The following is a 22847-nucleotide window of genomic DNA, read 5'->3' on the forward strand; positions in this document are numbered from 1 at the left end:
GCATCCTGTACAAATTATAAAGACTATTGCGCGACGCGGGCGAGAGGATTCCGGGGCAGCACAACGTGTTCCGGAGATTTCTTAAACCACAAAAGGATGCTCCATGTACATGCTTTCGCGCTTGGGTTACATTGTTGACACTTTTTTCTGGCGTAGCCCAAAACGCGCTCTCGTCAAGTCGTTAAGGGTATGGCCTTCAACAGTCCGAACTGGAGTCAAAATGTCCTCACGTAAAGAGCTTGCTAACGCTATTCGTGCGCTGAGCATGGATGCTGTACAGAAAGCCAAATCCGGCCACCCGGGTGCCCCGATGGGTATGGCTGACATTGCCGAAGTCCTGTGGCGTGATTTCATGAACCATAACCCGCAGAACCCGGCCTGGGCCGACCGCGACCGCTTTGTGCTGTCCAACGGCCACGGTTCCATGCTGATTTACAGCCTGCTGCACCTCACCGGTTATGATCTGCCGATCGAAGAGCTGAAAAACTTCCGTCAGCTGCACTCTAAGACTCCGGGCCACCCGGAAGTGGGCTACACCGCTGGCGTGGAAACCACCACCGGTCCGCTGGGCCAGGGGATTGCTAACGCCGTGGGCATGGCTATTGCGGAAAAAACGCTGGCTGCGCAGTTCAACCGTCCGGGCCACGATATCGTTGACCACTTCACCTACGCTTTCATGGGCGACGGCTGCATGATGGAAGGGATCTCGCACGAAGTCTGCTCCCTGGCCGGTACCCTGAAGCTGGGCAAACTGGTGGCGTTCTATGATGACAACGGTATCTCCATCGACGGTCATGTGGAAGGCTGGTTCACCGACGACACCGCTAAACGTTTCGAAGCCTATGGCTGGCACGTAGTGCGCGGCGTTGACGGTCACGACGCTGAGGCGATCAAACGCGCGGTAGAAGAAGCGCGTGCGGTCACCGACAAGCCGTCCCTGCTGATGTGCAAAACCATCATCGGTTTCGGTTCGCCGAACAAAGCCGGTACCCACGATTCCCACGGCGCGCCGCTGGGCGATGCCGAAATTGCCCTGACCCGCGAAGCCCTGGGCTGGAAACACCCGGCCTTCGACATCCCGTCTGATATCTATGCGCAGTGGGATGCCAAAGAAGCCGGTCAGGCGAAAGAAGCGGCCTGGAACGAGAAGTTCGCCGCGTATGCCAAAGCCTTCCCGCAGGAAGCCGCTGAGTTTACCCGTCGTATGAAGGGCGAAATGCCGGCTGACTTCGACGCTAAAGCCAATGAATTTATCGCTAAGCTGCAGGCTAACCCGGCGAAAATCGCCAGCCGTAAAGCGTCGCAGAATGCGATTGAAGCGTTTGGCCCGTGGCTGCCGGAATTCCTCGGCGGCTCCGCTGACCTGGCGCCATCCAACCTGACCCTGTGGTCTGGTTCTAAAGCGATTAATGAAGACACCGCCGGTAACTATATCCATTACGGCGTGCGTGAATTCGGTATGACCGCGATCGCCAACGGGATCTCTCTGCACGGTGGTTTCCTGCCGTACACCTCCACCTTCCTGATGTTCGTGGAATATGCGCGTAACGCGGTGCGTATGGCGGCGCTGATGAAACAGCGTCAGGTGATGGTCTACACCCACGACTCCATCGGTCTGGGCGAAGATGGCCCGACGCACCAGCCGGTAGAGCAGGTGGCGTCCCTGCGCGTGACCCCGAACATGTCCACATGGCGTCCGTGTGACCAGGTGGAATCGGCGGTGGCGTGGAAATACGGCGTTGAGCGTCATGACGGCCCGACCGCGCTGATCCTCTCCCGTCAGAACCTGGCACAGCAGGATCGTACTGCAGAGCAGCTGGCGAACATCGCCCGCGGTGGCTACGTGCTGAAAGAGTGCGCCGGTCAGCCGGAGCTTATCTTCATCGCCACCGGTTCTGAAGTCGAACTGGCGGTGGCCGCGTGGGATAAACTGACGGCCGAAGGGGTGAAGGCGCGCGTGGTCTCTATGCCGTCCACCGACGCGTTCGACAAGCAGGACGCGGCGTACCGTGAATCGGTGCTGCCGAAAGCGGTCTCTGCTCGCGTGGCCGTCGAAGCCGGCATCGCCGACTACTGGTTCAAATACGTGGGCCTGAATGGCGCTATCGTTGGCATGACCACCTTCGGTGAGTCTGCGCCGGCAGAGCAGCTGTTCGAAGAGTTCGGCTTCACCGTCGACAACGTGGTTGCGAAGGCAAAAGCGCTGCTGTAATTACGTTTACAGGTGAAAACGGGTCGCTCAGGCGGCCCGTTTTTTATGGGATTAAATTTATTTAAGTCTGTGCAACCCAATATTGTAGATCTGAATCACAAATATGATATTTAGCAATGTTTGAATTTTGTAATGCGCGTCACATAATTTGTATTGCTTTTTATATTTTTGTTAACAACTAATTGTTTTTAAAGGCTTCATGTAAAAGCATCCTGCGCTGTATGTGTTTTTCTCCTCGATTGATTTCATTTTGCCGCTCGAGTATTTTGTTTTTAACGCTCACTCGTACCCTAAAAATAAGGAAAATATATGCGGCTGATTGATTACTTTCCAGAAGCATCTATCTCAATAAAAAATTCCGCAAAGAACTGGCAGGAGGCAATTGACTTTTCTATGTCTTCCTTACTCGCTAATCATTATGTCAATTCAGGTTATATTCAGGCCATTAAAGATTCAACGATTAACAATGGCCCTTATTATATTTTAGCGCCTGGCGTCGCCATGCCGCACGCTCGTCCGGAATGTGGCGCGTTAAAAACCGGGATGTCATTAACACTCCTCAAACAGGAAGTTAAATTTGCCGAAGATGATGAAGGTGTCCGATTATTAATCGGATTGTCGGCGGCAAATGCAGATTCACACATTGGCGCTATTCAGGCCTTAAGCGAATTATTATGTGAAGAGGAAGTACTGACCGCGTTGTTAGCGGCTAAATCAGAGAAACAATTGGCGGATATTATCGCCCACGCATAATTAACCGTTTCCTTTCAGGATATTATTATGGAAAACAAGTCTGCTCGTGCCAAAGTCCAGGCTTTTGGTGGGTTTTTGACTGCAATGGTCATCCCCAACATCGGCGCTTTTATTGCCTGGGGTTTTATAACCGCATTGTTTATTCCTACCGGTTGGATGCCGAATGAGCATTTCGCCAAAATTGTCGGTCCGATGATTACCTATTTACTGCCCGTCATGATTGGCTCCACTGGGGGGCATCTGGTGGGGGGGAAACGTGGCGCGGTAATGGGAGGTATTGGGTCTATTGGCGTGATTGTGGGCGCGGATATCCCGATGTTCCTTGGCGCGATGGTGATGGGACCGCTTGGCGGTTGGGTGATTAAGCATGTTGACCAGCTGCTGGAAAAACGCATTCCTGCAGGGTTCGAGATGGTTATCAATAACTTCTCACTTGGTATTGCGGGGATGCTTTTATGCTTGCTGGGGTTTGAAGTCATTGGTCCAGCGGTTCTCATTGCCAATAATTTTGTGAAGGAGTGTATTGAAGCGTTGGTTCATGCGGGTTATCTGCCGTTGCTGTCCGTGATCAATGAGCCTGCAAAAATCCTCTTTCTGAACAATGCCATCGATCAGGGCGTGTATTATCCGCTGGGAATGCAGCAAGCTTCAGAAACGGGAAAATCGATTTTTTTCATGGTGGCATCCAACCCTGGACCGGGGTTAGGTTTGTTACTTGGCTTTGCCATCTTTGGCAAGGGGATGAGTAAGAAATCTGCGCTAGGCGCTATGATTATCCACTTCCTCGGTGGTATTCATGAACTGTATTTCCCATATGTGTTGATGAAGCCTCTGACCCTGATTGGTATGATTGCCGGGGGAATGACCGGGACGTGGGTATTCTATCTGCTGAACGGTGGGTTGGTTGCAGGACCGAGCCCCGGCTCAATATTCGCTTACCTGGCATTAACGCCAAAAGGTTCTTTCCTCGCAACTATTGCAGGAGTCACCGCGGGAACGATTGTCACCTTTGTTATTACCTCTTTAATCCTGAAAATGGAAAAGAACGTCGAAACAGAAAGTGAAGATGGCTTCGCTGAATCAGCCAGAACCGTCAAGGCAATGAAGCAGGAAGGTAAGTTTTCTTATAAAAATATTAAACGCGTCGCTTTTGTTTGTGATGCGGGAATGGGTTCCAGTGCCATGGGGGCAACCACGTTTCGTAAACGTCTGGAAAAAGCGGGATTGAATATTAATGTAACGCATTACGCCATCGAAAACGTTCCGCAAGATGCCGATATTATTGTCACCCATGCCAGTCTTGAAGGTCGTGTTAAACGTGTGAGTGACAAGCCATTAGTGCTGATTAAAAATTATATTGGTGACCCACTGTTGGACGATTTATTTAAACGCATTACTGCGAACTAACCCTATTCTATTATTGGAGTGAATATGAAAACGAAAGTTGCTGCCATATATGGCAAGCAGGATATTCGTATCCGCGAGTTTGAACTGCCTGCCATTACAGATAATGAATTATTAGTCAGCGTAATATCCGATAGCGTTTGTTTATCCACCTGGAAAGCGGCAGCCTTAGGGAGCGATCATAAACGCGTACCGGACGATCTGGAAAATCATCCGGTTATTACCGGGCATGAATGTGCAGGTATCATTGTTGAGGTTGGAAAAAACCTGACGGATAAATATAAGAAAGGTCAGCGTTTTGTTTTGCAACCCGCGATGGGATTGCCAAGTGGCTATTCAGCGGGGTACAGCTATGAATATTTTGGCGGCAATGCGACATATATGATTATCCCGGAGGTCGCGATTAACCTGGGATGCGTTTTGCCTTACCACGGATCTTACTTTGCCGCCGCCTCACTGGCAGAACCGATGTGCTGCATTATTGGCGCCTATAACGCAAACTATCATACGACGCCTTACGTCTATGAGCATCGTATGGGGATTAAGCCGGGGGGAAGCATTGCCCTTCTGGCCTGCGCCGGGCCGATGGGTATTGGCGCAATAGATTATGCCATTAACGGCAGTATTCAGCCGTCACGCGTGGTGGTGGTCGATATTGACGAAGCGCGACTGGCGCAGGCTAAAAAACTGTTGCCGGTTGAGCTGGCGGCAGAAAAGGGGATTGAGCTTATCTATGTGAATACTTCCGGCATGGACTCTCCGACAGCGATGCTGCGTGCGTTAACCAATGACATAGGTTTTGATGATATCTTTGTGTATGCGGCAGTGCCTGCAGTCATTGAAATGGCTGATGATTTGCTCGCGGAAGATGGTTGTCTGAACTTCTTTGCCGGCCCTACGGACAGTCACTTCAAAGTGCCGTTTAATTTTTATAACGTGCACTACAACAGTACTCACGTTGTCGGGACATCCGGTGGTTCAACGGATGATATGAAAGAGGCAATTGCGCTCAGTGCAACCGGCCAGCTGCAACCGTCGTTTATGGTGACGCATATTGGCGGCCTTGATGCGGTTCCGGAAACCGTACTGAATTTACCTGCGATCCCCGGGGGTAAAAAGCTTATATATAACGGCGTTACCATGCCGTTGACTGCCATTGCTGATTTTGCGGAGAAAGGGAAAACTGACCCATTATTCAAAGAACTGGCGCAGCTGGTGGAAGAGACGCACGGTATCTGGAATGAAAAGGCAGAAAAATACCTTTTGGCGCACTTTGGCGTTGATATCGGGGAGGCGGCGATATGATGTCGCTGGCATGGCCGCTATTTCGCATCACGGAGCAGGCTGCGCTGGCCGCCTGGCCACAAACCGGGTGCGGCGATAAAAACAAGATTGACGGTCTGGCCGTGACGGCAATGCGGGAAGCATTGAACAGTATTGGCATCCGTGGACGAATCGTCATTGGCGAAGGGGAGATTGATCGAGCCCCGATGCTGTGGATTGGTGAAGAGGTGGGAAACGGCGTCGGGCCTGAGGTAGATATCGCCGTCGATCCTATCGAAGGAACCCGAATGGTGGCGATGGGGCAAAGCAACGCCCTGGCCGTCATGGCGTTTGCACCCCGTGGCAGTTTGTTACACGCCCCAGATATGTACATGAGAAAACTGGTTGTTAATCGCTGCGCCAAAGGGGCGATTAATCTGGCGCTGCCGTTGGCAGACAATCTGCGTAATGTAGCAGAGGCGTTGGGCAAACCGCTGGAGCGACTGCGTATGGTGACGCTGGATAAACCGCGCCTTCAACCGGCGATTGCTGAGGCGACACGACTTGGCGTCAAGGTTTTTGCTCTGCCCGATGGCGATGTTGCCGCCAGCGTGCTGGCCTGTATGCAAGATAATCCCTATGACCTGATGTATACCATTGGCGGGGCGCCTGAAGGGGTTATTTCAGCCTGTGCGGTTAAAGCGCTGAGGGGCGATATGCAGGCTGAGCTGATCGATTTTTGCGAAGCGAAAGGGGATAGCGCAGATCATCGTCTGATTGCAACCCAGGAACGTCAGCGCTGCGCGGAGATGGGCGTTGAGATCAACCGAATCTATACGCTCGACGAACTGGTAGGGGGAAATGAGATCCTCTTCAGCGCGACGGGGGTCACGGGCGGCGATCTTGTTAAAGGGATCCAACAGGTTGCGAATGGTGTGCGCACGCAAACTTTACTGATCGGCGGCGCGGATCGAACGTGTAATATAATAGACTCCCTGCATTCATGGTGATTCATCGAGAAACGAATGACGACGCTGACAGAAGACGATGTGCTTGAGCAACTGGATGCTCAAAATAATTTACTCTCGTTTATGACGACGGCACATAACATTTTGCTCCAGGGCATTAAGCGCTTTCTACCGTCGCTGTTCGTCAATAACGATGAAGAGATCGTGGAATATGCAGTGAAGCCGTTACTCGCCCAGAGTGGGCCGCTTGACGATATCGACGTTGCGTTACGTCTGATTTATGCGCTGGGGAAAATGGATAAGTGGCTTTATGCCGACATTACTCATTTTTCTCAGTTTTATCAGTACCTGAACGAGCAGGATAATATCCCCGGTTTTGCCGATGACATTACCTGGGATTTTGTCAGCAACGTCAACAGTATCACCCGCAACGCGACCCTTTATGGTGCGCTGGAGTCGATGAAGTTTGCTGACTTTGCTGCGTGGTCTGAAGTGCGCTTTAGCGCAATGGTCAAGACGGCAATGACGCTGGCAGTGACGGCGATTTTAAAGGAATTAACGCCGTGAAAATCGAACTAACGGTGAATGGGCTCCAGGTTGAAGCACATTACCAGGATGATGAGATACAGAACGTTCACAAACCGTTATTGCAGCAGCTGTCAAAAATACACGCCGCTAACCCGCAGCGACGAACGATCGTTTTTCTCAGCGCACCGCCGGGGACGGGTAAATCGACGCTGACAAGCTTCTGGGAATACCTCTCTCGCCATGATCCTTGCTTGCCGGAGATCCAGACGCTGCCGATGGATGGCTTCCATCATTATAACAGCTGGCTGGATGCCCATAATCTGCGGGCCTACAAAGGTGCGCCGGAAACCTTTGATGTGGGGAAACTTGCGCAGAATCTGCGCCAGATAAGGGAAGGGGAAGGATGCTGGCCGCAATATGACCGGCAAAAGCATGATCCGGTAGAGGCGGCCATCACAGTGACGGCGCCGATTGTGATTGTGGAAGGAAACTGGTTATTGCGCGATGACGAAAGATGGCGAGCGTTAGCTGCGTTTTGTGATTACTCGCTGTTTATTCGCGCCCCAGCCAATGCGCTTCGTACACGACTGGTGGGCCGTAAACTGGCTGGTGGATTATCGCGAGCTGATGCTGAGGCATTTTATGAGCGTACCGACGGACCGAATGTTCGTCGGGTCCTGGAAACTAGCCGGCCTGGCGACCTGACGCTGGAGACGCTGGAATCAGGTGAGTATCGGATTGCGTGAAGGTAAATTATTCCAGTTATGCCGTAATGATTATTACGACTTACTGGGATAATTGCCCCCCGTCTCAGTAGGTAAAATGTGACGTACGTCAGATAACTGCCTTCTTTGGCTGGACAGTCATTCCTTTTATTCCCTGATTCGCTTATTCTAGCTGAAGCGTTTCAGTCGATTAAATGTTCGACAATTAATCAATCAGTCGCAGTTTGCGACGGGTAAGGTTTCCCTTCGGGCGTGGCTGGATTACTCTGTCAGCCATCTCAAATCAGGGACAACCTTGCAGGAGACCTATGACCATACGCATCGCGATTAATGGCTTCGGTCGCATAGGACGCAACGTGGTTCGCGCTTTATATGAATCCGGGCGTCGTGCGGAAATTACCGTGGTGGCAATCAACGAGCTGGCGGATGCCGCGGGCATCGCGCATTTGTTGAAATATGACACCAGCCATGGGCGCTTTGCCTGGGATGTTCGCCAGGAGAGAGAGCAGCTGTATGTCGGCGATGATGCCATACGCCTGCTGCATGAACCTTCGATTGAGGCGCTGCCCTGGCAGGAGCTGGCGGTTGATATTGTTCTCGATTGCACCGGTGTTTACGGCAGCCGTGAGCATGGCGAAGCCCATATTCGGGCAGGGGCAAAGAAAGTGCTCTTTTCCCATCCCGGCAGCAGCGATCTCGACGCGACCGTTGTATTTGGCGTGAACCATGATGAGTTGCGTACGGAGCACCGTATTGTCTCCAACGCCTCCTGCACGACCAACTGCATTATCCCGGTCATAAAACTGTTAGATGATGCCTACGGCATTGAGTCAGGAACGGTAACGACAATCCACTCCGCCATGCACGATCAACAGGTGATCGACGCTTATCATCCGGATCTGCGCCGTACGCGCGCGGCCAGCCAGTCGATTATTCCGGTTGATACCAAACTCTCTGCGGGGATCACGCGAATTTTCCCGCAGTTTAATGATCGTTTCGAGGCGATTGCGGTCCGCGTACCGACGATTAATGTGACGGCGATTGACCTTAGCGTGACGGTGAAAAAACCTGTAAAGGCTAATGAAGTCAACCAGTTGCTGCAAAAAGCAGCACAAGGTGCATTTCATGGTATAGTTGACTATACGGAATTGCCGTTGGTCTCGATAGATTTCAACCACGACCCGCACAGCGCCATCGTTGATGGCACCCAAACCCGAGTCAGTGGTGCTCATCTGATCAAAACATTGGTCTGGTGTGATAATGAATGGGGCTTTGCTAACCGGATGCTCGACACGACGTTAGCGATGGCCGTTATTGGTTTCAGGTGAGACATCCCTGCGCAACATTGTTCGCGATGGAGCGTATGGCGTCTGCAAAACTTTAAGAATCATTGAGAGGATTCACCATGTCTGTAATTAAGATGACCGATCTGGATCTGGCTGGTAAACGCGTTTTTATCCGTGCCGATCTGAACGTACCAGTCAAAGACGGGAAAGTAACCAGCGACGCGCGTATCCGTGCTTCTCTGCCGACCATTGAGCTGGCGCTGAAACAGGGTGCTAAAGTGATGGTCACTTCTCACCTGGGTCGTCCGACCGAAGGCGAGTACAACGAAGAATTCTCTCTGCTGCCGGTTGTTAATTACCTGAAAGACAAACTGTCTAACCCGGTACGTCTGGTTAAAGATTACCTGGATGGCGTTGAAGTTGCAGCCGGTGAACTGGTTGTTCTGGAAAACGTTCGCTTCAACAAAGGCGAGAAGAAAGACGACGAAGCGCTGTCCAAAAAATACGCGGCGCTGTGCGACGTGTTCGTCATGGACGCCTTCGGTACTGCACACCGTGCGCAGGCCTCTACCCACGGTATCGGTAAATTCGCCGATGTTGCGTGCGCAGGCCCGCTGCTGGCCGCCGAACTGGACGCGCTGGGTAAAGCGCTGAAAGAACCGGCTCGCCCGATGGTTGCCATCGTAGGTGGTTCTAAAGTTTCCACCAAACTGACCGTTCTGGATTCCCTGTCTAAAATCGCTGACCAGCTGATCGTCGGTGGTGGCATCGCCAACACCTTCGTTGCCGCTCAGGGCCACAACGTGGGTAAATCCCTGTACGAAGCTGACCTGGTTGACGAAGCGAAACGCCTGCTGACCACCTGCGATATCCCGGTTCCGACCGACGTTCGCGTGGCAACTGAGTTCTCCGAAACGGCGACCGCGACGCTGAAATCTGTTAACGACATCAAAGATGACGAGCAGATCCTGGACCTGGGCGATGTTTCTGCACAGAAACTGGCTGATATCCTGAAAAACGCTAAAACTATTCTGTGGAATGGTCCGGTTGGCGTATTCGAATTCCCGAACTTCCGTAAAGGGACTGAAATCGTGGCTAACGCCATCGCTGACAGCGAAGGTTTCTCCATCGCTGGCGGTGGTGACACTCTGGCAGCGATTGACCTGTTCGGCATTGCGGACAAAATTTCCTACATCTCCACTGGCGGCGGCGCATTCCTCGAATTCGTGGAAGGTAAAGTCCTGCCAGCAGTAGCTATGCTTGAAGAGCGCGCTAAGAAGTAAGTTTGATCAGGCGGGGAAATCCCGCCTGTTTTGCAAATAAAATTCAATTTGTTGCTCTAAATAATTCGTGTTGCCGGAAGGTGGCGACAGCGCGAACGCCAGGTTCTTACGTAACCGGGGTAAGCGAGGTAAGCCAGAGGACTGCCGCACGAATGATGGCGAGCATAAACGGCCGAAGATACAGGACTACGTAACATGTCTAAAATTTTTGATTTCGTAAAACCTGGCGTGATCACTGGTGATGACGTTCAGAAAGTGTTCCAGGTAGCTAAAGAAAATAACTTTGCTCTGCCAGCGGTTAACTGTGTGGGTACTGACTCCATCAACGCCGTTCTGGAAGCTGCTGCAAAAGTTCGTTCTCCGGTTATCGTTCAGTTCTCCAACGGCGGCGCAGCGTTTATCGCGGGCAAAGGCGTGAAAACTGACGTTCCTCAGGGCGCAGCAATCCTGGGTGCTATCTCTGGCGCACATCACGTTCACCAGATGGCTGCACACTACGGCGTGCCGGTTATTCTGCACACCGACCACTGCGCGAAGAAACTGCTGCCGTGGATCGACGGCCTGCTGGACGCGGGTGAAAAACACTTCGCTGCTACCGGCAAACCGCTGTTCTCTTCTCACATGATTGACCTGTCTGAAGAGTCTCTGCACGAAAACATCGAAATCTGCTCTAAATATCTGGCGCGCATGGCCAAAATGGACATGACTCTGGAAATCGAACTGGGTTGCACCGGTGGCGAAGAAGACGGCGTGGACAACAGCCACATGGACGCTTCTGCCCTGTACACTCAGCCGGAAGACGTTGATTACGCGTACACTGAACTGAGCAAAATCAGCCCGCGTTTCACTATCGCGGCTTCCTTCGGTAACGTACACGGCGTGTACAAGCCGGGTAACGTCGTGCTGACTCCGACCATCCTGCGCGATTCTCAGGAATATGTTTCTAAGAAACACAACCTGCCGCACAACAGCCTGAACTTCGTCTTCCACGGCGGTTCCGGTTCTTCCGCTCAGGAAATCAAAGACTCCGTAAGCTACGGCGTTATCAAAATGAACATCGATACCGATACCCAATGGGCAACCTGGGACGGTATCCTGCAGTACTACAAAACCAACGAAGCTTACCTGCAGGGCCAGCTGGGCAACCCGAAAGGCGAAGACCAGCCGAACAAGAAATACTACGATCCGCGCGTATGGCTGCGTGCTGCACAGACGTCCATGGTGACGCGTCTGGAGCAGGCATTTAAAGAGCTGAACGCGATCGACGTTCTGTAAGAAACGTCTGTTTCTTGCCAGAAAGCCCGCTGAATAGCGGGCTTTTTTTATGGCTGAACAACGCGATATCTCGCTGAGAATTGTGATCAACTTGGCAAATCATGTGCATATTGTTTACCCTTAGTTAACCTGTCGCTGTACAGGTTGGGTTTTTTATTCCCCCTACGGGTATTCATAAGGAAGATTAAATGGAAGAGTTGAACGTTGGCGATAGCCTACACAACGCCAGTTCCTGGCTGGTGCGCAATCAGGAATTACTGCTGAGCTATGCCGTCAATATCGTTGCCGCTATCGCGATTATTATCGTCGGTATGATTGTGGCACGGGTCATCTCTAATACGGTGAACCGACTGATGCTGGCGCGTAAGATTGATGCGACCGTTGCCGATTTTCTGTCCGCCCTGGTACGCTATGCCGTTGTCGCGTTCACCCTGATTGCCGCATTAGGCCGCGTAGGCGTGCAGACGGCATCGGTGATCGCCGTCCTCGGTGCCGCCGGTTTAGCCGTAGGTCTGGCGCTGCAAGGATCGCTGTCTAACCTGGCCGCTGGCGTACTGCTGGTGATGTTCCGCCCGTTCCGCGCGGGTGAGTATGTCGATCTCGGCGGCGTCGCCGGTACGGTACTGAGCGTGCAGATTTTCTCTACGACCATGCGTACGGCCGACGGTAAAATTGTGGTGGTTCCGAACGGTAAAATTATCGCCGGTAATATCATTAACTTTTCCCGTGAGCCGGCGCGGCGCAACGAATTTATTATCGGCGTGTCCTACGATGCCGATATCGATAAGGTCAAGCAGCTGCTCACCCGTATTATCGAATCGGAAGATCGTATTCTCAAAGATCGCGAAATGACCGTACGTCTGCATGAACTGGGGGCGTCGTCGGTGAACTATGTGGTGCGCGTCTGGAGTCTGAGCAGCGATCTGCAAAGCGTATACTGGGATGTGCTGGAGCGTATTAAACGCGAGTTTGACGCTAACGGCATCAGCTTCCCGTACCCGCAGATGGATGTTCATATGGTTCGTCCGCAGGAGAAAGTGGAGTAATTCAGCCGCCGATCCAGAGGCCAGCGATGCTGGCCTTTATTGCTACTGCTGTATTAGTTAAACTTATTAATGATTAAAATTTTCAATTTCCTCTAATGATTTTATCGCGCTATATTCCCCGGCATTAACGACCTACCGGAAAAAACACCATGTTATCGTATTACTTTCAGGGGCTTGCCCTGGGAGCGGCTATGATTTTGCCGCTCGGTCCGCAAAATGCGTTTGTGATGAATCAGGGGATTCGCCGGCAGTATCATTTGATGATCGCGTTGCTGTGCGCGTTGAGCGATCTGCTGCTGATTTGCGCCGGTATTTTTGGCGGTAGCGCGTTGCTGATGCAGTCGCCGTGGCTGCTGGCGCTGGTCACCTGGGGAGGCGTGGCCTTTCTGCTCTGGTATGGTTTCGGCGCCTTGAGAACGGCGCTGAGCAGCAACCTGGAACTGGCCAGTGCGGAAGTCATGAAGCAGGGACGCTGGAAAATTATCGTCACCATGCTGGCGGTTACCTGGCTTAACCCGCATGTCTATCTCGATACTTTCGTCGTGCTGGGCAGCCTGGGAGGGCAGCTGGCCGTGGAGCCAAAGCGCTGGTTTGCCTTAGGCACCATTAGCGCATCATTCCTGTGGTTCTTTGGACTGGCCCTGCTGGCAGCGTGGCTGGCGCCACGCTTACGTACCGCGCGAGCGCAGCGGATTATTAATGTGCTGGTCGGCCTGGTGATGTGGTTTATTGCGCTGCAGCTGGCGAAAGACGGTCTCCAGCATGTCCAGGCTCTGTTTTACCAGGCTTAGTCCGATGGACTTTCTCCGCGGACGCGTTAAGCTTGCAGACATGCGTCCGTAGACGGGCGACCCAATGTAAGATGGAGAAACGACAGTGAAGTTAAAACTCATGGCCCTGGCGGCAGCAATCGGATTGAGCGCGATGGCAGTACAGGCAAATGAATTGCCGAATGGCCCGCATATTGTGACTTCGGGGACCGCCAGCGTAGCCGCTGTGCCGGATATCGCCACCCTGGCAATTGAAGTGAATGTTGCCGCGAAAGACGCCGCGTCGGCGAAAAAGCAGGCCGACGATCGCGTGGCGCAGTATCTCTCTTTCCTCGAAAAGAACGGCATCGCCAAAAAAGATATTAACTCAGCCAACCTGCGCACCCAGCCTGATTACGACTATCAGAATGGCAAAAGCATCCTGAAAGGCTATCGTGCAGTGCGCACCGTCGAAGTGACGTTGCGCCAGCTGGACAAGCTGAACGGTTTGCTGGATGGCGCGCTGAAAGCGGGTCTGAATGAAGTGCGGTCTGTTTCGCTGGGCGTTGCGCAACCGGATGCCTATAAAGACAAAGCGCGTAAAGCGGCCATTGATGACGCGGTGCATCAGGCGCAAGAGCTGGCGTCAGGTTTCCACAGCAAGCTGGGACCGGTTTATAGCGTTCGCTACCATGTGTCGAACTACCAGCCGAGCCCGATGGTACGCATGATGAAGGCTGCCGATGCGGCCCCGGTTTCCGCACAGGAAACCTACGAGCAGGCGACCATTCAGTTTGACGATCAGGTCGATGTTGTTTTTGAACTGCAGCCCGCTCAGCCAGCCCCGGCCCCCGCAGCGCCGGCTAAGCAGCCTGATGCGGCACAGTAAGCCATAAAACAAAAAGCCACTTCAGATGAAGTGGTTTTTTTTATTGCCCGCGCTTAGTCCTGGCGCAGCACCTTGTGGCCGTAATCGATCAGCGCATCGGTGACCCGGCGCATCATTCGGCTTTCCGGCGCGAAGCGATGCCAGTAGAGCATCCGCCGCTGAAACAGCCCCGGCGTGAGGTCGATAAGCTCGCCGCTGTTGAGCTCTTTTTCAATCTGCAGATGCGGGATCATGCAGCAGGTCGTGCCCTGGCGCGCAAGCTGCACAAAGGCTTCCGAAGAGTTAACGATATGGCACGGGACGCTGCCCGGCGGCAAATCGAAGTTCTGCTGTAAAAACGCCTGATGCATATCATCCAGATGATCGAAAGCGACAACCGGCGCTTTCAGCAGCGCTGAGCGGGTGACGCCGTTAGGGAAATAGCGTTGCGCAAACTCTTTCGAGGCGACGAACAGATAGTCCAGCGCCCCGAGCTGATCCACCAGGCAGCTCGGCAACGCCTGCGGCTGAATACTCACCGCGCCGACCACTTCACCGCGACGTAAGCGTTCCTGAGTACGGGTTTCATCCTCCACCTGCAGATTGAGGCGGATAGGGGAGTCGGAAAGGACATTAGACAGCGCGGGCAGCAGCCAGGTGGCCAGACTGTCGGCGTTGACCGCCAGCGACAGCAGCAGCGGTGTGGAGCCGGTCTGTTCATCGCCCAGCCACTCCTCTTCCAGCAGCTCAACCTGACGCAGCAGGGCCAGCAGTTTCTGCCCTTGTTCGGTCGGACGCGGCGGCACGGTACGCACCAGCAGCGGTTGGCCGAACATATTTTCCAGCTGTTTAATACGCTGAGAGACGGCGGACTGTGTAATGCAGAGCTTCTGCGCGGCGCGCTCAAACCCACGTTCTCTTATCACCGCATCCAGCGCCTGTAGTGTTCTGTAGTCCGGTCGTTTCATTATTCTGGCGTACCCCTATCACTTTTCATTAACTCGCACTATGACATAAATTCGTTTTTGATGAAGATGAAAAATGGTCTGTTCAGTTGTGTGACCCTGTCGCAGGGACAATTCCCCTCCCGGTGTTCTATAATGCGCCACAGGTATTCACATCTCGGACCATAATCATGACGCAAGATGAACTGAAAAAAGCAGTAGGCTGGGCGGCATTGCAGTATGTACAACCGGGCACCATCGTCGGTGTCGGTACGGGCTCCACGGCCGCGCATTTTATCGATGCGCTGGGCACCATGAAAGGGCAGATTGAAGGCGCGGTCTCCAGCTCTGATGCCTCCACCGAAAAACTGAAAAGCCTTGGCATTCCGGTTTTCGATCTGAACAGCGTGGACCGCCTGGGGATCTATGTTGATGGCGCCGACGAGATTAATGGCCATATGCAGATGATCAAAGGCGGTGGGGCGGCGTTAACTCGCGAAAAGATTATCGCCTCGGTAGCAGACAAGTTTATCTGCATCGCCGATGCCTCCAAGCAGGTGGATATTCTGGGCAAATTCCCGCTGCCGGTCGAAGTCATTCCGATGGCGCGTAGCGCTGTCGCGCGCGAGCTGGTGAAGCTGGGCGGCCGTCCGGAGTATCGCCAGGGGGTGGTGACCGATAACGGTAACGTGATTCTTGACGTCTTCGGCCTGGAAATTCTTGATGCCATCGCTCTGGAAAACAAAATTAACGGTATTCCTGGCGTCGTCACCGTCGGCCTGTTTGCCAACCGCGGAGCGGATGTGGCACTGATTGGAACCGCCGATGGCGTAAAAACCATCGTAAAATAATATAATCGGGGGAGCGAATGGCTCCCTCGCAAATATTTTTTCTCCAGGCTAAATTTGGTGACTTCTGTCACATTTATGCAACCAGGCTTAGTAACAATCTACCTTTTCTTTTCTTTCTGGTGTTTTGTCCTGCCATTTCCCTCTGCGTGATATTTCTTCAGGTCGTCGACGCAAACGTTCATATTGCCGCGATAGTTTTTTTTGATATGTTGCTGAGAAGAACTTTCGTTCAGCACGACATCAGATAAGACAAAACAGGACGGGGAAATGGCTAAGGTATCACTGGAAAAAGACAAGATTAAGTTTCTACTGGTTGAAGGTGTGCATCAAAAAGCGGTGGAGAATCTCCGCGCGGCGGGCTACACCAACATCGAATTTCATAAAGGCGCGCTGGACAGCGAAGAGCTGAAAGCGTCGATCCGTGATGCCCATTTCATTGGCCTGCGTTCCCGTACTCATCTGACTGAAGAGATCTTCGCCGCCGCGGAAAAACTGGTGGCGGTCGGCTGTTTCTGCATCGGCACCAACCAGGTTGATTTAGACGCGGCAGCGAAACGCGGGATTCCCGTTTTCAATGCGCCGTTCTCAAATACCCGCTCCGTTGCCGAGCTGGTCATTGGCGAACTGCTGCTGATGCTGCGCGGCGTACCGGAAGCTAACGCGAAAGCGCACCGCGGCGTGTGGAACAAGCTGGCGGTAGGCAGTTTTGAAGCGCGTGGCAAAAAACTGGGGATCATCGGTTACGGACACATCGGTACGCAGCTGGGTATTCTGGCTGAATCTCTGGGGATGCACGTCTATTTCTATGATATCGAAAGCAAACTGCCGCTGGGCAACGCTACCCAGGTCCAGCACCTCTCCGACCTGCTGAATATGAGCGATGTGGTCAGTCTGCATGTGCCGGAAAACGCCTCCACCAAAAATATGATGGGCGCGCAAGAGCTGGCGCTGATGAAACCCGGCGCGCTGTTGATCAACGCCTCGCGCGGTACGGTCGTGGATATCCCGGCGCTGTGCGATGCCCTGGCACGTAAGCATCTGGCGGGCGCGGCGATTGATGTGTTCCCGACCGAACCAGCGACCAACAGCGATCCGTTCAGCTCGCCGCTGTGCGAGTTTGACAACGTGATCCTGACGCCGCACATCGGCGGCTCAACTCAGGAAGCGCAGGAGAATATCGGTCTGGAAGTGGCCGGTAAGCTGGCGAAGTATTCCGATAACGGTTCGACCCTTTCAGCGGTGAACTTCCCGGAAGTTTCTCTGCCGCTGCACGGCGGTCGTCGTTTGCTGCATATCCACGAAAACCGTCCCGGCGTGCTGACCGCTATCAACCAGATCTTTGCCGCGCAGAGCATCAACATCGCAGCACAGTATCTGCAAACCACGCCGCAGATGGGCTACGTGGTTATTGATATTGAGGCCGAAGAAGATGTGGCCCAGCAGGCGCTGCAGGCCATGAAGGCGATTCCGGGCACCATTCGCGCCCGTCTGCTGTTCTGATTGACGCAAGGATCCCTGCGGGGATCCTTTTACATGATGAGCACATCGCTACAGAATACCGGTGTCTTCCTGCTGTTGCTGATTCTGGCATGGACGGGGTTGGGCACCCACGATAGCCTCACCTGGCTGATGGAAGTGACGCCGGTCATTATCATCGTTCCGCTGCTGCTTGTGACGCGTTCACGCTACCCGCTCACGCCGCTCCTCTACACGCTTATCTTCTTCCATGCCATTATTTTGATGGTTGGGGGGATGTATACGTATGCGAAAGTGCCGATTGGATTTGATGTGCAGGCGTGGCTGAATTTAAGTCGTAATCCGTACGATAAGCTTGGCCACTTTTTCCAGGGGTTGGTTCCGGCGCTGGCGGCGCGGGAAATTCTGCTGCGCGGCGGCTATGTGCGCGGGCGCAAGATGCTCTCGTTTCTGGTGTGCTGCATTGCGCTGGCGATCAGCGCCACCTACGAGCTTATCGAATGGTGGGCGGCACTGGCGATGGGGCAAGGGGCGGATGATTTTCTCGGCACCCAGGGCGATCCGTGGGACACGCAGTCGGATATGTTCTGCGCGTTGCTGGGGGCGCTGACGACGATCTTGTTACTTAGCGGATGGCATAACCGGCAACTGAAGAAGCTCGGTACGCCATAGCTTATGGCCACTGCCACAGCGCCGAGGGGGTAATCACCGCGGGCAGTGGAATATCCCAGTGCTCAGTGGGCAGTGCGTCGACCTGCTGGCAATCGTGGGCATAGCCAACAGGCTGCAGGGAATAATCCTGCCAGTTCTGTAATGTTCGGTCGTAGAAGCCGCCTCCCATCCCCAGCCGCTGTCCGGCGGTATCAAAGGCAACCAGCGGGACCATCAGGACATCGAGCCGGCCCAGCGGCAGGACGTCGCGTACATCGAGCTTCGGCTCGTCGATTTTCAGCCGGTTGGTCACCAGTTCGCTGCGCGGGTGATAGCGCAAAAACAGCAGATTTCCCGGGCTGAACGGGTGGAGTACGGGCAGATAAACCTGCTTGCCGGCCCGCCACAGCCGATCAATCAGCGGTCGGGTATCGAGTTCGCCATCAAATGACAGAAACAGGGCGACGGTTTGCGCCTGCGCGACGGGCGGATATGCCATCACGCGATCGGCACCCTGGCGGGCGAACTGCGCCTGCTGTTCTGCCGTCAGCGCGCGTCGTCGCTGGCGAATCTGTTGACGAATCAGCTGTCGGGTAGTTTGCGTGTCAGAAAGTTGAGTCATGACGGGTCGCCTGATTTAGCATGAGCACGATAATACGTGGGTCAGTTGCCTGTAGGCGTAGTGTAATACACAAGGTGATAAAAACCGAAAAGGAAGCACGAGGGATGGAACTGAAAAGAAGGGAATCTCCGAGATGCCGCCGCAGGCTGTAACCCTTGAACCCTTGGTTCAAGGTGAATGCGTCGTCACAGTTTTAAGGCTTCTCGGACGGACCGAGCATGCTCACCAACCATGGAGCGCCACATTCTTGTGGTATGAAATATCGGCTCAGGGGACTGGCCCGCTTGCAAACATCTCAGAGAAATTTTGTTCTTGCGCTTACTCTAACACAGTTAACTGCAAAGTGTTATTCAAACTTCGGCCCGGTTCTTTCGCTTATGCGACCTTGCTCAAGCAACGCTTGTTCGATGGTCTGCTGTAGCATCCGAATACGCTGTTCCATGCTGGAGGCGTAATCGCGGGTTTTCGCTTTTTCCTGAGTCAACTCATAGCTGATGTTCAACGCGGCGATGAAGACCAGCTGCTCAGTATTTGTGACTCTAGTGCGTTCTTTTAAATCTTGCAACCGCTGATTCAGGTCATCAGCTGCCTGATTCAAGGCATCCCTTTGTTCAGGCGGGCAATTCACGCGGAGTGAACGGCCAAAAATTTGGAGATCGACGGGTTGTGCAGACATGCCACCTTCCTGCTGATTGACTGCGCGGCCTTCACACCCGAATCCGGGACTGCAAAGGGGCGACACTATAGCTACCCTGGTGCGAAGGTACAAGCCCTATTCTGGTTCACCAGGGTCCAAAGTGGTAGCATACCATGAATATTCCTCCCAACGATGACGAATGCGCATGTCTATACAGAACGAAATGCCTGGTTACAACGCTGTAGACCAGTTACTGAACCAACAGGGCGTGGGCTTAACCCCGGCCGAAATGCACGGTTTGATCAGTGGGATCCTGTGCGGCGGCAATAAAGACAGCAGCTGGCAGCCGCTGGTGCACGACCTGACAAACGAAGGCCTCGCATTTGGTCACGAGCTGGCCGAGTCTCTGCGCACCATACATTCCGTGACCAGCGACTCGCTGGAAGACGACGGTTTCTTGTTCCAGCTCTATTTACCGGAAGGTGACGCGGTAAGCGTGTTTGAACGCGCCGACGCGCTGGCCGGTTGGGTTAACCATTTCCTGCTCGGCCTGGGCGTTACGCAGCCTAAACTGGATAAAATCAAAGACGAAACCGGTGAAGCCATCGACGACCTGCGTAACATTGCGCAACTGGGGTACGACGAAGACGAAGATCAGGAAGAGCTGGAGATGTCGTTGGAAGAGATTATCGAGTACGTGCGCGTCGCTGCGCTGCTGTGCCACGAAACCTTTTCTCGCCAGCAGCCAACCGCACCGGAAGTTCGCAAGCCAACATTACACTAACGATAATTTGTTGAGGGGGCGTCATGACACAGCAGGAATTTCTTTCTCGTCGCCAGGCATTGCTGGCGCAGATGCAGCCAGGCAGCGCCGCGCTAATTTTCGCCGCACCGGAAGCGGTCCGCAGCGCAGATTCAGAATACCCCTACCGGCAGAACAGCGATTTTTGGTACTTCACGGGATTTAATGAGCCGGAAGCCCTGCTGGTGTTGATTAAAAGCGACGACACCCACAACCATAGCGTGCTGTTTAACCGCGTCCGCGATCTGACCGCAGAGATCTGGTTCGGCCGTCGTCTGGGGCAGGAGGCCGCGCCGTCGAAGCTGGGCGTCGACCGCGCTCTGGCGTTCAGCGAAATTAACCAGCAGCTATTCCAGCTGCTTAACGGCCTTGATGCGATCTATTTTGCCCAGGGCGAATATGCCTATGCTGACAAAATCGTCTTCAACGCGCTGGAAAAACTGCGTAAAGGCGTGCGCCAGAATCTGCAGGCGCCCGGTTCGGTGATTGACTGGCGGCCGATGGTGCATGAGATGCGCCTGTTTAAATCGCCGGAAGAGCTGGAGGTGATGCGCCGCGCTGGCGAAATTTCCGCGCTGGCTCATACCCGCGCAATGCAGAAATGCCGTCCGGGCCTGTTCGAATACCAGCTGGAAGGGGAAATTCTGCATGAATTCAGCCGCCACGGCGCCCGTTTCCCCTCCTATAACACCATCGTGGGCGGTGGAGAAAACGGCTGTATTCTCCATTACACGGAAAACGAATCCGAGCTGCGCGATGGCGATTTGGTGCTGATTGACGCCGGCTGCGAATACCTCGGCTATGCCGGCGATATCACTCGCACCTTCCCGGTGAACGGTAAATTCAGCCCGGCGCAGCGCGAGATTTACGATATTGTCCTCGAGTCGCTGGAAACCGCGCTGGAGCTTTACCGTCCTGGCACCTCCATTCAGCAGGTTAACCAGGAAGTGGTGCGCATTATGATTACCGGTCTGGTGCGTCTCGGCATCCTGAAAGGGGATGTCGACGAGCTGATGGCAAACAATGCCCACCGTCCGTACTTTATGCATGGCCTGAGCCACTGGCTGGGACTCGATGTCCATGATGTCGGCCACTACGATGTCGATCGCTCGCGTCTCCTTGAGCCGGGCATGGTGTTGACCGTTGAGCCGGGTCTCTACATTGCCGTCGACGCCGATGTGCCGCCACAGTATCGCGGCATTGGCGTGCGTATTGAAGACGATATCGTCATCACCGAAGACGGCAATGAAAACCTCACCGCCGGCGTGGTGAAAAAAGCTGATGATATTGAGGCGCTGATGGCGGCGGCACGGCGGTCATGAGCATCCTGATCGTTGGCGGAGGGATGACCGGGGCAACCCTGGCGTTAGCTATCTCGCGCTTAACCCACGGCGCGCTCCCGGTGCATCTGGTCGAGGCCGCGCAGCCGGACTCGTCGCAGCATCCGGGGTTTGATGCCCGTGCGATTGCGCTGGCGGCGGGGACCTGCCAGCAGCTGGCGCGTACCGGCATCTGGCAAGGCATTGCCGATTGCGCGACGCCGATTCAGCGTGTTCACGTCAGCGATCGTGGGCATGCGGGATTCGTGACGCTCGATGCGCAGGACTACGGACTGGCGGCGCTGGGGCAGGTGGTCGAGCTGCACGATATCGGCCAGCGATTGTTTGCGCAACTGCGCGAAGCGCCGGGCATTACCTTACACTGCCCGGCGAAAGTCGAAGACGTCACCCGGTGGGAGGAGGGCGTCAGCATCACCCTGGACAGCGGCGAGACGATCGCCGGCCAACTGCTGGTTGCCGCCGATGGTTCGCGCTCCACGCTGGGCGCTCGCTGCGGCATGAGCTGGCAGCAGCAGCCTTACCAGCAGCTGGCGATTATTGCCAACGTCAGCACGGCGTTGCCCCATGAAGGGCGCGCCTTTGAACGCTTCACCGAACATGGTCCGCTGGCCATGCTGCCGATGTCACACGGACGCTGTTCGTTGGTATGGTGTCACCCGCAGTCGCGGCGCGATGAGGTTCTGGGGTGGTCCGACGCGCAATTTTGCGAGCAGCTGCAGCAGGCATTTGGCTGGCGGCTGGGGCGCATCACTCATACCGGGAAGCGCAGCGTTTATCCATTGACGTTGACTACCGCTACGCGCCCGGTTTCCCATCGCCTGGTGCTGGTCGGTAATGCGGCGCAGACGCTGCATCCCATCGCCGGGCAGGGCTTTAATCTCGGTCTGCGGGATGTGATGAGCCTGGCGGAAACGCTGGCCCAGGCCGGCGCTAACGGACAGGATCCCGGCGATTACTCACTTCTTTGTCACTATCAGGCGCGGCGAGCGGATGATAAGGCCGCGACCATCGGCGTGACCGATGGGCTGGTGCATCTGTTCGCTAATCGTTGGGCGCCGCTGGTGGCGGGGCGTAACGTGGGTCTGATGGCGATGGAATTATTTACCCCGGCGCGCGACGCGCTGGCGCAGCGTACCCTCGGTTGGGTTCCTCGTTAAGGAGTTG

At 54.2% G+C, this 22847-nt stretch carries 22 protein-coding genes and 1 other RNA gene; 19 read left to right on the forward strand and 4 right to left on the reverse strand.

Translation table 11 applies throughout. The features are described 5' to 3' along the window. Positions 1–220: 220 nt before the first annotated feature. The 13 genes from tkt to AC007G_RS06150 all read left to right on the forward strand — a co-directional run bounded on the left by tkt (position 221) and on the right by AC007G_RS06150 (position 14381). Positions 221–2212, forward strand: coding sequence for a transketolase (gene tkt, locus AC007G_RS06090; protein ID WP_142629880.1), 1992 nt, complete (start codon positions 221–223; stop codon positions 2210–2212). Between the two features lie 309 nt (positions 2213–2521). Further along, positions 2522–2965 (forward strand): PTS mannitol transporter subunit IIA, encoded by a 444-nt coding sequence (gene cmtB / locus AC007G_RS06095; RefSeq protein WP_032698028.1) that lies wholly within the window; start codon positions 2522–2524, stop codon positions 2963–2965. 27 nt (positions 2966–2992) lie between these two features. Continuing rightward, positions 2993–4372 (forward strand): PTS mannitol transporter subunit IIBC, encoded by a 1380-nt coding sequence (locus tag AC007G_RS06100; RefSeq protein WP_479466557.1) that lies wholly within the window; start codon positions 2993–2995, stop codon positions 4370–4372. Positions 4373–4396: 24 nt separating this feature from the next. Beyond that, positions 4397–5674, forward strand: a complete 1278-nt coding sequence (locus AC007G_RS06105; protein WP_032698808.1) for a zinc-binding dehydrogenase — start codon at positions 4397–4399, stop codon at positions 5672–5674. Next, positions 5671–6642: a class II fructose-bisphosphatase gene (glpX, locus tag AC007G_RS06110; protein ID WP_032698809.1), complete on the forward strand. Its 972-nt coding sequence runs from the start codon at positions 5671–5673 to the stop codon at positions 6640–6642. Before AC007G_RS06105 ends, glpX begins: the two co-directional genes overlap by 4 nt. 15 nt (positions 6643–6657) lie before the next feature. Then, complete coding sequence (locus AC007G_RS06115) at positions 6658–7167, forward strand: MltR family transcriptional regulator (RefSeq protein ID WP_016154381.1); 510 nt, start codon at positions 6658–6660, stop codon at positions 7165–7167. Continuing rightward, positions 7164–7874, forward strand: coding sequence for a nucleoside/nucleotide kinase family protein (locus AC007G_RS06120; protein ID WP_479466558.1), 711 nt, complete (start codon positions 7164–7166; stop codon positions 7872–7874). The genes AC007G_RS06115 and AC007G_RS06120 overlap by 4 nt, the downstream gene beginning before the upstream one ends. Positions 7875–8161: 287 nt before the next feature. After that, positions 8162–9181 (forward strand): erythrose-4-phosphate dehydrogenase, encoded by a 1020-nt coding sequence (gene epd / locus AC007G_RS06125; protein WP_015585767.1) that lies wholly within the window; start codon positions 8162–8164, stop codon positions 9179–9181. A 77-nt stretch (positions 9182–9258) separates the two neighbouring features. After that, a complete protein-coding gene (pgk, locus tag AC007G_RS06130; RefSeq protein ID WP_032690798.1) occupies positions 9259–10422 on the forward strand; it encodes a phosphoglycerate kinase in 1164 nt (387 codons plus the stop codon). 195 nt (positions 10423–10617) lie between these two features. Then, on the forward strand, positions 10618–11697 hold the full coding sequence (fbaA, locus tag AC007G_RS06135; protein WP_004867428.1) for a class II fructose-bisphosphate aldolase: 1080 nt from the start codon (positions 10618–10620) through the stop codon (positions 11695–11697). Positions 11698–11885: 188 nt separating this feature from the next. Next, the gene (gene mscS / locus AC007G_RS06140; protein WP_032698022.1) at positions 11886–12743 is read left to right on the forward strand and encodes a small-conductance mechanosensitive channel MscS; all 858 of its coding nucleotides are present in this window, start codon (positions 11886–11888) and stop codon (positions 12741–12743) included. Positions 12744–12892: 149 nt separating this feature from the next. Next, a complete protein-coding gene (gene argO / locus AC007G_RS06145; protein WP_032690799.1) occupies positions 12893–13534 on the forward strand; it encodes an arginine exporter ArgO in 642 nt (213 codons plus the stop codon). An 85-nt stretch (positions 13535–13619) separates the two neighbouring features. Further along, on the forward strand, positions 13620–14381 hold the full coding sequence (locus AC007G_RS06150; RefSeq protein ID WP_015585769.1) for an oxidative stress defense protein: 762 nt from the start codon (positions 13620–13622) through the stop codon (positions 14379–14381). 53 nt (positions 14382–14434) lie between these two features. Here AC007G_RS06150 and argP read toward each other — a convergent pair whose 3' ends face one another. Continuing rightward, complete coding sequence (argP, locus tag AC007G_RS06155) at positions 14435–15328, reverse strand: DNA-binding transcriptional regulator ArgP (protein WP_004867418.1); 894 nt, start codon at positions 15326–15328, stop codon at positions 14435–14437. A gap of 167 nt (positions 15329–15495) precedes the next feature. On the opposite strand from argP, the gene rpiA reads away from it, so the two are divergent. From rpiA to AC007G_RS06170, 3 genes are all read left to right on the forward strand, one after another. Then, positions 15496–16155 (forward strand): ribose-5-phosphate isomerase RpiA, encoded by a 660-nt coding sequence (gene rpiA, locus AC007G_RS06160; protein ID WP_004867416.1) that lies wholly within the window; start codon positions 15496–15498, stop codon positions 16153–16155. 267 nt (positions 16156–16422) lie between these two features. Further along, positions 16423–17655, forward strand: a complete 1233-nt coding sequence (gene serA / locus AC007G_RS06165; protein ID WP_032690800.1) for a phosphoglycerate dehydrogenase — start codon at positions 16423–16425, stop codon at positions 17653–17655. 33 nt (positions 17656–17688) lie between these two features. Next, positions 17689–18303, forward strand: a complete 615-nt coding sequence (locus AC007G_RS06170) for a DUF2238 domain-containing protein (RefSeq protein WP_032690801.1) — start codon at positions 17689–17691, stop codon at positions 18301–18303. A gap of 1 nt (position 18304) precedes the next feature. Here the strand turns inward: AC007G_RS06170 and AC007G_RS06175 are convergent, their stop codons facing one another. The 3 genes from AC007G_RS06175 to zapA form a co-directional block, all read right to left on the reverse strand. Then, on the reverse strand, positions 18305–18904 hold the full coding sequence (locus AC007G_RS06175) for a 5-formyltetrahydrofolate cyclo-ligase (RefSeq protein ID WP_032696670.1): 600 nt from the start codon (positions 18902–18904) through the stop codon (positions 18305–18307). 121 nt (positions 18905–19025) lie between these two features. After that, a non-coding RNA gene (ssrS, locus tag AC007G_RS06180) (6S RNA) lies at positions 19026–19209 on the reverse strand. Positions 19210–19250: 41 nt separating this feature from the next. After that, complete coding sequence (gene zapA / locus AC007G_RS06185) at positions 19251–19580, reverse strand: cell division protein ZapA (protein WP_004867406.1); 330 nt, start codon at positions 19578–19580, stop codon at positions 19251–19253. Between the two features lie 166 nt (positions 19581–19746). Between zapA and AC007G_RS06190 the strand changes: the two genes are divergently transcribed. The 3 genes from AC007G_RS06190 to ubiH are packed head-to-tail and all read left to right on the forward strand — an operon-like array spanning position 19747 to position 22840. Next, positions 19747–20325 carry a YecA/YgfB family protein gene (locus AC007G_RS06190; protein ID WP_015585772.1) on the forward strand — a complete coding sequence of 193 codons (579 nt, stop codon included), beginning with the start codon at positions 19747–19749 and terminating at the stop codon, positions 20323–20325. Between the two features lie 23 nt (positions 20326–20348). Beyond that, positions 20349–21665: a Xaa-Pro aminopeptidase gene (gene pepP, locus AC007G_RS06195; RefSeq protein ID WP_046853469.1), complete on the forward strand. Its 1317-nt coding sequence runs from the start codon at positions 20349–20351 to the stop codon at positions 21663–21665. Further along, positions 21662–22840 carry a 2-octaprenyl-6-methoxyphenyl hydroxylase gene (ubiH, locus tag AC007G_RS06200; RefSeq protein ID WP_032690803.1) on the forward strand — a complete coding sequence of 393 codons (1179 nt, stop codon included), beginning with the start codon at positions 21662–21664 and terminating at the stop codon, positions 22838–22840. Before pepP ends, ubiH begins: the two co-directional genes overlap by 4 nt. Positions 22841–22847: the final 7 nt, after the last annotated feature.

Source organism: Klebsiella sp. CSG-1, from assembly GCF_056521145.1.